We start from the raw sequence: 12,724 nt of genomic DNA, 5'->3' as shown, positions 1-12,724 counted from the left end.
CCGGAGGTTGGCTAGGGCTTGCGCTGTCCGATCACCACGTCGAGCAGGGCGGCGGCTTCGATGGCGAGCATGTCGACGGCATCGCTGTGTCCGGCGAGTTTGCGCAGCAGCGCCTGTTGGAATAAACCGTCGAAGATGGCGTAGGCCGTGGCGGAGGGGACCAGGAGCGGTCGACCCGACAGTTCGGCGAAGCGGTCGACGACGTTGCGGATCATCTCCTCGCGATGGCCGTCGATTTCGAGCACGTCATCGCGGAAGGACTCCTCGAACAGACTCTGGTTGCGCAAGTCGTACCAGAGCCGGTGCAGTAGCGCGTCGGCGTCCAGCGTGGCCGCCATCGCGGCGCCGAAGTCGTGCCGGAGCTGCTCGGCCGTTGTCGCGGCGGCGACGATGTCGTCGTAACGGGTGACGCACACCTGCTCGTACTGCCGCACCGCGTGGGTGATCAGTTCGACCTTGTCGTTGAAGTAGTAGTGCAGCACCCCGTGGGTGAACTCGGATTTCTGCGCGATCTCGCGCAGGCTGGTCCGGGCGTAACCGAGTTCGGCGAGGGTATGCAGCGCGGCGGCGGCCAGCTGTGCGCGCCGCTCGCCGAACTTGTCGACCTGCCGGCGCGCGATGCGAGCCCGCCTGGACTCGACGATTTCGGTCATCGTGGCTTCTCTCCGTCACCGCTCATGTGAATTCGCCCAGTGTATCGCGGTATCGGGAACGGGCGACCAGCTGGTTTGACGGTCGTGCAAGAAAAGCTTGACGACTGTCAAAAAAATTCTTGACGGTTGTCAAGGATGGGCGCACACTGTGATCCACGTCGCATCCGATCAGTCGAATGCGAAAGCCGAATGGACGATCTCGAGGAAGAGGTGGGCGGATGAGTGGGTACGACCTGACCGGGCGCACGGCCCTGGTAACCGGTGGTGCGCGAGGGCTCGGCGCGGGTATGGCCGAGGCGCTGGCCCGCGCCGGAGCGGCGGTCGCGATCGGCGATGTGCGCGAGGATCTGGGCAAAGACACGGTTGAGGCGTTGCGGGCCAGCGGCGCGACGGCTGAATTCGTGCCGCTCGATATCACCGACGACGCGCACTGGGCCCAGGCGGTCACCGATACCGTCGCCACGCTCGGCGGTCTGGACATCGTGGTGAACAACGCCGGCGTCGAAATCACCAGCCTCATAGTCGATCTCGACCCGGAAGAAGTGCGCCGGATGCTCGAGGTGAATGTGCTCGGCACCGCGCTGGGCATCAAGCACGCGTTGCGCGCGATGCGCCCCGGCGGCGCGGCGGGCCGCGGCGGCGCCATCGTGAATATCGCCTCGGTCGCCGCGACCATCGCCTTTCCCGGCATTTCGGTGTACTCGGCGACCAAGTCCGCAGTGGATCGGCTCACCAGGGTCGCGGCGATGGAGTCCGGGAAACTCGGCTACGGCGTGCGCGTGAACTGCGTGTACCCGGGACTCGTGCCGACCGAGATGGGTGCCCGGCTGGCCGACGATGTCGCTCGGATCGGCTTGTTCCCCAGTGCCGAAGCGGCTGTCGGCGCGGTCATCGAACAGACACCGCAGGGGCGGCTGGGCGAGGTCACCGATATGGCCGACGCGGTGGTGTTCCTCGCCTCCGATGCCGCGCGCTTCATCACCGGTGCTGGTCTGCCGGTCGATGGCGGCATGGGCATGTGAGCACCGACGACAACGAAAGGTTCGAGATCCCATGAGCACCGATAAGCCCGTCGTCGTCTACGGCGCATCCGGATACACCGGCCGACTGGTCTGTGAGTACCTCCGCGAATTCAATATTCCGTTCGTTGCCGCGGGCCGGGACAAGACCCGGCTGCAGGAGGCGATCGACAAGATTCCCGGCATCGACACCGTGGCGCATGAGGTCGTCGAGGTCGCGCACGAGGTCGCACCCTTGAGCGAGCTGTTTCGTGGCGCCGCGGTTGTCTGCAATACCGTCGGGCCGTTCGCGCAGTACGGCCACGAGGTGGTGCAAGCCTGCGTGGCCGCGGGGACCCACTACCTCGACACCACCGGCGAACAGGATTGGCTGATCGACTGCGATGAGCAATACGGCGCCGAGATGGCCGCGCGAGGGCTGCTGCTCGCGCCGGGCGTCGCGCAGATGTACACCACCGGTGAGATCGCCGCGAACATCTGCTTGGAAACACCCGGTCTGGACACCCTCGATATCCAGGTCTTCTGGAAGGGATTCCCGACGGTCGCGTCCACGAAGACGATCCTGGTCAATGCCGCACTGTCCAAGGCCTACTACCTCGAACAGAACCAGTATGTGGAGTGGCCCGCGGACGGTGGACTCTACGATGTGGTCGTGCCCGGTCAGCATGAGATCGGGCTCGCATTGCCCTGGGGCGGCACCTCCCATCCGGTGTGGTTCAAACGCGATCCGCGGGTCGCGAATGTGAAGGTGCTCGGCGGTGTATTCAATCGGCCGTTGATGCAGGGCGTGCCGCAGATCGTGCAGGCGGTCGTCGAACAGGTAAAAGACCTTCCGGTGCAGGAGAAATACCGTGTCCTTGCCGAACAGGCCGCACTGGTTCGCGACGAGATGCCGCCGCGGGAGAATCCGCGCATCAATACCTCGCTCGATTCCGTGCACGCGTCCGGACCGCTGGGGCGTGCCCACTGCGTGATCCACGGGAATTGCAACTACAAGCAGACCGGTGTGCTGCAGGCGTTCGCCGCGAACGCGCTGCTGCAGACCGCACCGATGCGAACCGGGTTCGCATCGGCGTGCCAGGCCTTCGGCCATCGGGAGCTGTTGGGGGTGCTGCGCGGTTTCGGGCTGGTCGGTGAACCGGTACTGAACGTGCACCGCTGATCAGGGCCTCGGGCCGCGGGGGAATTTGCCCCCCGTGGCCCGAATTAGCCATTTCCACAACAGCTTCCATAGAGGATTGCCGTGCGTTTGACCGACTATCTCGACAAGGGCGCCTCGCTCGGCGCCACTGCGCCCTGCCTGACCATGAACGGGCACACGTTGACCTATGCGCAGGTGCAACAGTTGTCGTGGCGCATCGCCCGGGCACTGGCGCGATCCGGTATCCGGCCCGGTGAACGGGTCGCGATCCTGTCAGCGAACGACACACTGGCCTTCGCCTGCGTTTTCGGCATCGCGCGCGCCGGTGCGGTGTGGTGTCCGATCAATCCGCGCAACGAGGCGGCGGAGAATCACGAACTGCTCGACCTCTTCGACTGCACCTGCCTGATATTCCAATCCGCCTTCGCGCCACTGGTATCCGCCGTCGCACCGCGCCTACCCGGGCTGCGGAAACTGGTCTGTTTGGACGGAAATGCCTCCGACGCATCATCTTTCGACGACTGGGTGCGGGAATGTCCTGATGATCCGTGGCAGGTCGAGCCGCTCGATGAACTCGCCATGCTTGTCGGCACCGGTGGCACGACCGGACGGCCGAAGGGGGTCCGGCTCACCGGCCACAATATCGAGACGATGACCGCACTGACCCTGATGAGTTATCCGTTCGAACCCCGGCCCCGCTACCTGGCACTGGCACCCCTGACCCACGCGGCGGGCGTGCTGTGCTTTCCGATCCTGACCCTCGGCGGTGAGATCGTGGTGATGCCCGCCCCAGATCTCGGTGAATTCCTCACACTGATCGAACGACACCGGATCACCCACACCTTCCTGCCTCCGACACTCATCTACATGCTGCTGGATCATCCGGCGCTGTCGGAAGCCGATCTCGGCTCGCTGCAGTGTCTTTGGTACGGCGCTGCGCCGATGTCGACCGCCCGGCTGGCGGCGGCGCTGGATCGGATCGGACCGGTCATGGGGCAGCTGTTCGGGCAGTCCGAAGCGCCCATGATGGTTGCCACGCTGGCGCCGAAAGAACACTTCCGTCCCGACGGCTCGATCGCCACCGAACGACTGTCATCGGCCGGACGGCCGACCCCGCTCACCCAGGTGGCCATCATGGCCGCCGATGGTCAGCTGCTTGCCGCGGGGGAGCGCGGCGAAATCGTGGTCAGGGGTCCGCTGGTAATGGCCGGGTACCACAAGAATCCGGATGCGACCGCCGAGGTGTCGCGGTACGACTGGCATCACACTGGGGACATCGGCTACCTCGATGCCGACAACTACCTCTATATCGTCGACCGCGCCAAAGACATGATCATCACCGGGGGATTCAATGTGTACTCCGCCGAGGTCGAGCAGGCGCTGCTGACTCATCCAGCGGTCCAGGACTGCGCGGTTATCGGACTTCCGGACGATAAGTGGGGCGAGCGGGTCACCGCCGTCGTGCAATTGCATCTCGGCCATACCGTGACCGTCGAAGAACTGCGCGAGCACACCAAGGCGCGCCTCGGTGGGGTGAAAACTCCTAAACAGGTGGAGATCTGGCCCGATCTGCCGCGCTCGAAAATCGGCAAGGTGCTCAAGCCGGAGATCCGGGCGCAGCTGCGCGGCGACCGTTGAAAACACCCCTCCTGGGTCCCGACCGTGTGCGCGGTCACGAAGGTGAGGGGTGTGGACGGTGCGAATCCGCGGAAGGGCTACGGTCGCGACATGAGAATCGCGGTGGTCGGTGGCGGGATCAGCGGACTTGTCGCGGCGTACCGATTACGGGGGCTGCTGGGGGCGCAGGCGGAGATCGTGGTCATCGATCGGGGCGCGCGATTGGGTGGCATTCTCTATACCGGCGAATTGGCCGGGGAGCCTTTGGATCTCGGGGCCGAGGCGTTCGTCGGGCGGCGGCCGGAGATGCCCGCATTGCTGCGCGAGCTCGGTCTGGAGTCGCAGTTGGTGGTGCCCGCGGGGCTGCGTCCGCTGGTCTGGGCGCAGGGGAGCGCGCATCCGCTGCCGGAACGCACACTGATGGGCATTCCGTCGGATGCCGAGTCGATGCGCGGGTTGGTCGATGCCGAGACGCTCGAGCGGATCGATGCGGAGGCGCGCCGGCCGCTGGCCTGGTACCCGGACGCCGATATCGACGTCTACAGCCTGGTCGCCGACCGGTTCGGTGCGCAGGTCGCCGAACGCAGCGTCGATCCGCTGCTCGGTGGCGTCTATGCGGGCAGTTCGCGGTCCATCGGGGTGCGCGCCGCACTGCCGACCCTGGCCGCCGCACTCGACGATGGTGCGTCGAGCCTCACTCAGGCGGTGGCCGCCGCCATGCCGCCGCCCTCGAACGCGCCGGTTTTCGGCGGCCTTCGCGACGGCTATCGGGTGCTCCTCGACGCGTTGGCCACCAAGTCCGAGGCGAAATTCGTCACCGCGACCTCGGCCAGCCATCTGATCCGCGCGACCCACGGCTGGGTACTGGAACCGATCGGCGCGGTCGACGCGGTGGTGCTCGCTACCCCCGCTCCGGTGACCGCGAACCTGCTGCGCCCCTTCGCGCCCGGCGCCGCAGCAGCTGCCGCGGGTGTCGAGCTGTCCTCGTCCGTCGTTGTGGCCCTTGCCCTCCCACGTGACACCGCGCTGCCGCAGAACTCCGGCGTTCTGGTCGCCACCGGAGAACCCTTGCGTGCCAAGGCCTTCACATTGTCGAGCCGTAAGTGGACCCACCTCGCTGAACGCGAAACCGCCGCCGTCCGAGCCTCATTCGGCAAATTCGGCGACGACTCCTCCCAGACCTGGTCCGACGCCGACCTGATCGCAGCCGCCACCGAAGACCTCGCCACCGTCACCGGGGCCGCCATCGAACCGATCTCCGCCGTGGTGCAACGCTGGCCGGGCGGCCTCGCCCAATACGCTCCCGGCCACCTCGACCGCATAGCCGAAATCGAATCCACCACAGCCGATTTCGATGGCCTCGCGATAGCAGGCGCCTACCTCCACGGCGTCGGCGTCCCTGCCTGCGTAGCCTCCGGCACCGCCGCCGCCCATCGCATAGCCACCACTTTGACCCATACCACCAGACCCTGATCGGGTCCCGCGACACCGCGAATTGCCGCCACGCGATAGCAATGACGGATACCGGAATGTAGACCGGTGTGGCCGGCCGGGATAGCCGACCATGTGATGTGCATCCCGTCGGATGGTGACGGTTCCGGTATCCCCGGCATTGTCGGTGGGTCAAAAACCGCACCGTATCGCGTAATTAAGGACACCATCGCCGTGGCAGCGGTTGCTCGCCGGTGGCGGCGGGTTCATGCAGCTCTCACGGTTCACCGATATCGGCCTGCGGGCCATCATGCGGTTGGCGGTGAGTGACGAGGCGGCCGGCCGTACGAACAGGAAATCGAGGGCGCGCACCTCGGAATGCTCGACTTGTCGCGGGTTGCGCTGCCTGCCGACGCCGATATCTACGTCTGCGGCGGTACCGGATTCCTGCAGGCGGTCCGCGCCCAGGTTGCTCGCCGCGGCCGTACCCGAGGAACGTGTTCACATCGAACAGTTCACCCCGACCGACTGGCGACTGGACACCGGCCCGATGCGGGCAGTCTGCTCGCGCCGCAAACACGGCGCGAGCACCCGCGCTGGGACCGGCCCGCGCGGATACCCTGATCCGCCGCAGTGGCACGATAGGAATCATGGCGCGACTCGACTATCAAGCACTCAATTCCACCATCCGCTACCTGATGTTCTCGGTGTTCCAGGTGCAGCCGGGGGTGCTCGGGGACGACCGTGAGGCCGCCATCAAGGAGGCGCGGGCATTCTTCGATGGGCTCGCCGAGCGCGAGGTCGTGGTGCGCGGAATCTACGACGTCGCGGGGATGCGCGCCGATGCCGACTTCATGATCTGGTCGCATGCCGAGCGGGTCGAGGATCTGCAGTCGGTGTACGCGGATTTCCGGCGCACCACCGAACTGGGCCGGGCCAGCGCGCCGGTCTGGAGCAATGTGGCGCTGCATCGGCCCGCCGAATTCAACAAGAGCCACGTTCCGGCGTTCCTGGCCGGTGAGGATCCGGGCAACTACATCTGCGTCTACCCGTTCGTGCGCTCCTACGAGTGGTACCTGCTGCCCGACGACGAGCGCCGCAAGATGCTCGCCGACCATGGCAAGGCCGCACGCGGCTACCCGGATGTGCGCGCCAACACCGTCAGCTCCTTCGCTCTCGGCGACTACGAATGGATCCTTGCCTTCGAGGCCCCGGAACTGCACCGCATCGTCGACCTCATGCGAGACCTGCGTGCCACCGAGGCCCGCCTGCACGTGCGCGAAGAGGTGCCCTTCTTCACCGGCCCTCGCGTCGAAATCGAAAAACTCATCGCCGCGCTGCCCTGATTCACCAACCGTTCGCGCATGCCCCAGTTTTTCGGGGCATGCGCAACAAGCCGGTCGGTCTGTATATTTCGCTCAGCGCCGCGTTCGTTCTACTCCGCTGCACTGCCCGAGGGGTGCAGTTGCAGGGCGATGGAGTTGATGCAATAGCGCTTATCGGTGGGCGTGTTGTATCCCTCGCCCTCGAAGACGTGGCCGAGGTGGCTGTGGCAATTCGCGCACAGCACTTCGACCCGGTGCATGCCCAGTGTGTCGTCGGAACGCAGAATTACCGCCTCCGACTTCGCCGGGTCGAAGAACGACGGCCAACCGCAATGGGAATCGAATTTCTGGGTGCTGCGGAACAATTCGGCCCCGCACGCCCGGCACACATAAACACCCTCGGTCTTGTTGTCGGTGTACTCGCCGGTGAACGGACGTTCGGTCGCGGCCTGTCGCAGCACCGCGTACTCCTCCGGATTCAGCTTGGCCTTCCACTCCTGTGGGGTCAGCTGGATCCGGGGTGCGGGCAGGGACGTGTCGGCGTCAGAACTCATTGCTCCACGCTAATAGGTTTTCGACGCCTGCGCCGACTGCCTCATCGCTACTTGAGTGCACTCGCCCGCGGTTCATCGAGCAATTCGCTGCCGTTCGTCGCCTTGTCGGGAGTGTTTTCGTATGCCGTCGCCGGCTCGGCCACCCGCGGCGCGTCCTCGGCGGCATCCCGCGAATCCGGTGCCGAGCGCATCCACTCCGGATCGATTCCGAACGGCAGCCGACCTTCCCGTCGCGCCGCCAGATACCGATCGACCAGCACACACGCGATGACGATCAGCAGCAGACCCCAGCCGAAAGTGATCCGCAGATACTCCAGGTTGCGCCCGAAGCCCTGCCAGCGGTCCGAGAGCCACTTGTCGTAGGACATGAATCCGAAGACCGCCAGCCACGCCGGCCAGTTCCGCATCACCGAATTGCGCAGCACCACCGACATCAGCAGCGGGAACAGCATCATCGAGTAGTACATCTGCCCCAGTGAGGACAGCAGGAAGAACGCGGTCATCAGCACACCGGAGCAGGTCGTCACGAAGAACAGTTCGTCCTCGCGGTAGTAGCGATACAGCAACCACAGCGTGATGGCGACGACGATGCCCATAATGATCCGGATACCCCAGGTCAGCCACAGCGGCAGACCGTAATACGCCGCATTGCCGACAATCGCGCTGTTGAAGTAGTCCCGGGATTCGAAGAGGTAGCGCGCGGTACGGGTGAAGAACTTGTCCGCGTCCTTCGACAGCGGCCAGGCGATCGCGGTGAGCGCCACCGGGACCCCGATAGCGGTGTAGAACACCTTCCACTGCCCGCGCGCCGCCGCGATCAGCACGAGTGGTGCGAGCGTCGGTTTCACCGCGATACTCAAACCCAATATCGCACCGGCCCACAGATCCCGTCGCGCGAGCAGCAGCATGATGAACGCCACCTCGGCCAGCAGTACGCATCCGTTCACATTGGTGAAAACCAGTGTGTTGATCACGGTTTCGGAGCTGAACATCGCCAGCAACAGCACTGGCGCGGCCACCGACGACAGCGTGAACTTGAACAGCTTGAGCAGCAGATACCAGGCCACGATGATGGCGGCGGCATTGAGCAGGATGAAGCACCAGCGCGACTTCTCCGGGTCGATCAGCGCCAGGGGCGCGATCAGCAGCGTGCCGCTCGGGGGATACAGGTAGTGCGGATCCACCAGGTTGTAATTCGCCGTGTACACCGGTTGGTGGTTGAGGAAGGCCAGCGACGCGTTGTAGACCGGTTTGAAGTCATCGGTGATGAACCCGTTGACTGCCTTGATGAAGATCCGGTTGAGCACAGTCATGACCGCGAGGGGCCAGAGTGCGAACTTGATCACCTCGGCGGTGGTGCGAGCGGTGCGAGGCTCGAGCTGTCGAAGTAACACTGGGGCACGGTACACCGGATCCGTATACGACGGTTGCCGGGACCTACCTGGCGCGCCGACATTAGGGGAAATGACCGTGCCTCGCTGGCGCTTTGCTCCGTTATTCCCCTAAGGGCTGTGCCTTTTGATTCGCTCGCTTATGCGGGGCAAGCAGTGCCATCCGCAGGTAGCTTGGCGTCCTTCAGATAGTCGGTGAGAGCCCGTTGCGCACAACCGGAATGGGCGAAAACCGGATGTCCCCACCCCTGCCAGGTGATGGCGGCCTTGCGCGCACCCGCGGCGCCGAGCGCACCGGTCACCGAGGCTTGACCGCCGTCGCCGACCAGTGGATCCGCGACCCCGCCGAGGACGAGAACCGGCAGGTCCAGCTTCTCCGGCAGCGGCGGCGCGGCACTGACCGGCCAGGCAACGCACTCCATCATCCCGATCGCGGCGGACCTGCCGAAGACCGGATATTTGGTGCCCCATGTGTCGGCGAGCTCCTTGGCCTTGGTGGGGCTCGGTGGCAGCTGGCTATCGGTGCAGCGGTTGACGAACTGACCGTCGGCCGCGGTGGCGGCGCTTTCGCGCTGGATCAGTGTCCCGAGCGGGCCGCGATCGCCGCGCCCGGCGGCCGAGAGCGCGTCGGCGAGTTCGGTGATATGCGCGGACTGGTCGCGCGGACCGGCGAGGAAGCCGGACAGCCCGGTCAGCAGCGCACTCGCGGAGATATCGCCGAGTCCGCCGCTGCTGGCTTTGCGCACCAGATCGATTATCGCCGCTCGCGGGTCGGCGCCGAGTGAGCAGTTGACTCCTGTGCATCGCTGGGCGAATGCGGTAACCGCCGCCTCCGCGCCCTGGACGCGCTGTTCGGTGCGAGTGACGGCATCGGCCCCCACGGCCTCCGGCGAGTCCAGCACCAGACGCGCCAGATGGTCGCCGAATTTCCGCGCGTAGCTGAGCGCGACCTTCGCGCCGTTGCCCGATCCGAGCAGGTCGATCCGATCGACCTGCCACTGCCTGCGCAACTGCTCGATGTCGTCGGCGGCGTGCGGTGCGTCGAAGGTGCCCTCATAGGGCTGCAGGAAGTCGCGGCAGGCGATGGTGGCGTCCTGGCTGAATCCGGTCACCGCTTCGACGGGATCGCTTGCGCCCGGCCCGAATTGCCCGTTATCGGCCAGGCCGCGGCGGGCCTCCACGGTCATACAGTCGATCGGTTGCGAGGTACCGAGGCCGCGCCGATCCACCGCGACGATCGGGCGACTGGCCAGCAGCCCACCGCCCGCGCCGACGGCGATTCCGGCCAGTGTCGCGGTGGAGGAGCGGTCCGAGCCGGAGGTAATGACCAGCGGCGCGACATCGGTCGGGGTCTGCGGCAGCCGGGCCCGCATGGCGCCGGTGCGGAAGTTGCCGAGCACACCGCCGGTCGAATCGATCGGGGTGGTGTATTCGGCGCAGTCCAGGACCAGGCCGGACGGCGCGGGACCGAGGCCGAGTAGGTCGAGCGTGGGCGTGGTGCAATCGCGCCAGGTCAGATCGGTTTTGGGGACACCGGCATCCGGTGGCGGTGCGATGACCGTGGTCGGGTGCGGACCCGCCCCGCCCTGCGGCGCGCGCTCGACGGCGACGCCGGGGCGATCGGAAGGTCCCGCACCGCATCCGGCGATCATGATCGAGAGTGTCGATGCCAGCACGACGGCCCGAGTCCAGCGCATGCGCTACAGCCTGCCAGGTTCGTGCGGGTTGTTCATGAACGGGTCCAGCGGGTCAGCATGGTGCCGTCGTCGTCGAGCAGGATATGCCTGCGCACCATCGGTACCCGGAACTCGTGTGCGGACAATGAGATTCGGCGCGCGGTGCCGCCCACCAGGATCGGCGCGGTGGTGATGCACAGTTCGTCGACCACATCCGCCTCCAGCAGCTCACCGAACAGATGCGGGCCACCCTCGCACAGCACACGCCGCAGTCCGAGGTCGGTGAGTGTGTTGATCAGGCCCTGCGGGGTGATCGCGACACCGCCCGCCTCGATGACATGCGCGCCCGCATCGGCGAGCTGTTGTTTGCGATCCTCCGGTGCGGTGCTGGTCGTTATGATCAGCGTCGGAATTTTGGTCTCGGTGAACAGCCGCGCGCCCGGCTCCAGCGAAGCGCTCGCGGTGACCACGGCGATCGGTGGCGGTGCGCCGTCGCGATGTCCGCCGATGCCGCGGTCGTACAGTGCCCGCCGGAAGACGGGGTCGGTCGCGGCGCCGCCGTAGTTCTCCGCCCGCGCGGTGCCCGCGCCGATCACGATCACATCGGCCAATTGACGCAGCAGCATGAAGACGGTTTTGTCGGCGGGGGTCCCGAGGCCCTCGGAGACATTGTCGCTGGTGGCGGAGCCATCGATGCTGGAGACGAAATTGGCGCGGATCCAAGGGGCCTGGAGTTCGGTGGGGTAGGCGTACAGGTCGGCGAGCTCGTCCCGGCTCAGTCCTGTGAGCTGGATCGCATTGTGGATACGCTGCATGAACAAAGATCACACCACGTCATTAGGCTTCCAGCATGCAAGAGCGCCTTGTCGATCGCCATCCGGAGGTTCCGGCGGACCAGTTGGTCGCCCAGATGGTGCCACCGCCTATGTTCGACGAGGTCAGTTTCGCCTCCTACATTCCCGATCCCAAGGAGCCGTCCCAGGCGGCCGCGGTCGGCAAGGCAGAGGGCTTTGCCGGTCAGGTCGCCAAGATCCATCAGGCTGCGAACAAGAAGAGCCTGTTCGGGAGGAAGAAGCCGGTCAGCGGCGCGGGGCTCTACCTCGATGGCGGCTTCGGTGTCGGCAAGACCCACCTGCTGGCCTCCATCTTCCACAGCGCGCCCGCGCCGAAATCCTTCGGCACCTTCGGTGAACTCACCAATCTGGTTGGCGCACTCGGCTTCAACAATGCCGTCGAGCGGCTCGCGGCGAACAGCGTGCTGTGCATCGACGAATTCGAACTCGACGATCCCGGCGACACCATGCTGGTCTCGCGGCTGTTGACCGAGCTTTCTGCGCGCGGCGTCTCCATCGCCGCCACCTCCAACACCCTGCCCGGCCAGCTTGGCGAGGGCCGCTTCGCCGCCCAGGATTTCCTGCGCGAGATCAAGAAGCTCGGTTCGATCTTCGAGGCCGTGCGCGTCGACGGTCCGGACTACCGGCACCGCGATCTGCCGCCCGCTCCGGAACCCACCTCGCCGGAGCTGCTCACTGAACGTGCTTCTGCCACACCGGGTTCCACACTCGACGAATTCGATGCGCTGCTGAAGCATCTGAGCACACTGCACCCGTCCAAGTACGGCGCGCTGATCTCCGGTGTGTCGTCGGTATTCATTTCGAATGTGCATCCGGTGACCGATCAGGCGGTCGCGCTGCGGATCGTCGTGCTCGCCGACCGGCTGTACGACGCGAGCGTCCCGGTGACGGTTTCGGGTGCGAAGCTGGACGAGATCTTCTCCAAGGAGATGCTCGACGGCGGATACCGCAAGAAGTACCTGCGCGCGATTTCGCGTCTGCTGGCGCTTTCGCGCTTCGAGGTTGCTGCGTAACTGTCGAGGACGGACCTACCCGGCCGATCCGCCCGGGAAAGTTGACCAAC

11 protein-coding genes are annotated in these 12,724 nt (G+C 65.7%); 6 read left to right on the top strand and 5 right to left on the bottom strand.

What is annotated here, in order from left to right; all coding sequences use genetic code 11:
• Positions 1–11 precede the first annotated feature (11 nt).
• Complete coding sequence (locus ACIBJI_RS06970; protein ID WP_397083329.1) at positions 12–653, bottom strand: TetR/AcrR family transcriptional regulator; 642 nt, start codon at positions 651–653, stop codon at positions 12–14.
• A gap of 218 nt (positions 654–871) precedes the next feature.
• On the opposite strand from ACIBJI_RS06970, the gene ACIBJI_RS06965 reads away from it, so the two are divergent.
• The 5 genes from ACIBJI_RS06965 (at position 872) to hemQ (ending at position 7,207) form a co-directional block, all read left to right on the top strand.
• Entirely contained in the window at positions 872–1,675 is an 804-nt protein-coding gene (locus ACIBJI_RS06965) for an SDR family NAD(P)-dependent oxidoreductase (protein WP_364339923.1), read from the top strand.
• A 31-nt stretch (positions 1,676–1,706) separates the two neighbouring features.
• The gene (locus ACIBJI_RS06960; protein WP_364339925.1) at positions 1,707–2,834 is read left to right on the top strand and encodes a DUF5938 domain-containing protein; all 1,128 of its coding nucleotides are present in this window, start codon (positions 1,707–1,709) and stop codon (positions 2,832–2,834) included.
• Positions 2,835–2,915: 81 nt separating this feature from the next.
• Positions 2,916–4,451: a long-chain fatty acid--CoA ligase gene (locus ACIBJI_RS06955; protein WP_397083327.1), complete on the top strand. Its 1,536-nt coding sequence runs from the start codon at positions 2,916–2,918 to the stop codon at positions 4,449–4,451.
• A gap of 90 nt (positions 4,452–4,541) precedes the next feature.
• Positions 4,542–5,903, top strand: coding sequence for a protoporphyrinogen oxidase (locus ACIBJI_RS06950; protein WP_364339929.1), 1,362 nt, complete (start codon positions 4,542–4,544; stop codon positions 5,901–5,903).
• A 608-nt stretch (positions 5,904–6,511) separates the two neighbouring features.
• On the top strand, positions 6,512–7,207 hold the full coding sequence (gene hemQ / locus ACIBJI_RS06945) for a hydrogen peroxide-dependent heme synthase (RefSeq protein ID WP_364339931.1): 696 nt from the start codon (positions 6,512–6,514) through the stop codon (positions 7,205–7,207).
• Positions 7,208–7,296: 89 nt separating this feature from the next.
• On the opposite strand, the gene msrB is transcribed toward hemQ, so the two are convergent.
• The 4 genes from msrB to ACIBJI_RS06925 all read right to left on the bottom strand — a co-directional run bounded on the left by msrB (position 7,297) and on the right by ACIBJI_RS06925 (position 11,622).
• On the bottom strand, positions 7,297–7,740 hold the full coding sequence (gene msrB, locus ACIBJI_RS06940; protein ID WP_364339933.1) for a peptide-methionine (R)-S-oxide reductase MsrB: 444 nt from the start codon (positions 7,738–7,740) through the stop codon (positions 7,297–7,299).
• 47 nt (positions 7,741–7,787) lie between these two features.
• The gene (locus ACIBJI_RS06935) at positions 7,788–9,149 is read right to left on the bottom strand and encodes a glycosyltransferase family 87 protein (protein ID WP_397083324.1); all 1,362 of its coding nucleotides are present in this window, start codon (positions 9,147–9,149) and stop codon (positions 7,788–7,790) included.
• 122 nt (positions 9,150–9,271) lie between these two features.
• Entirely contained in the window at positions 9,272–10,828 is a 1,557-nt protein-coding gene (locus ACIBJI_RS06930) for an alpha/beta hydrolase (protein WP_397083322.1), read from the bottom strand.
• Positions 10,829–10,860: 32 nt separating this feature from the next.
• Positions 10,861–11,622 carry a pyrimidine reductase family protein gene (locus ACIBJI_RS06925; protein WP_364339939.1) on the bottom strand — a complete coding sequence of 254 codons (762 nt, stop codon included), beginning with the start codon at positions 11,620–11,622 and terminating at the stop codon, positions 10,861–10,863.
• Between the two features lie 35 nt (positions 11,623–11,657).
• Between ACIBJI_RS06925 and zapE the strand changes: the two genes are divergently transcribed.
• Positions 11,658–12,674 carry a cell division protein ZapE gene (gene zapE / locus ACIBJI_RS06920; RefSeq protein ID WP_364339941.1) on the top strand — a complete coding sequence of 339 codons (1,017 nt, stop codon included), beginning with the start codon at positions 11,658–11,660 and terminating at the stop codon, positions 12,672–12,674.
• Positions 12,675–12,724: the final 50 nt, after the last annotated feature.

Source organism: Nocardia sp. NPDC050408 (assembly GCF_044458905.1).
In the GTDB taxonomy this organism is placed as follows: Bacteria; Actinomycetota; Actinomycetes; order Mycobacteriales; family Mycobacteriaceae; genus Nocardia.
This window is presented reverse-complemented; position numbering and strand designations above follow the sequence as displayed.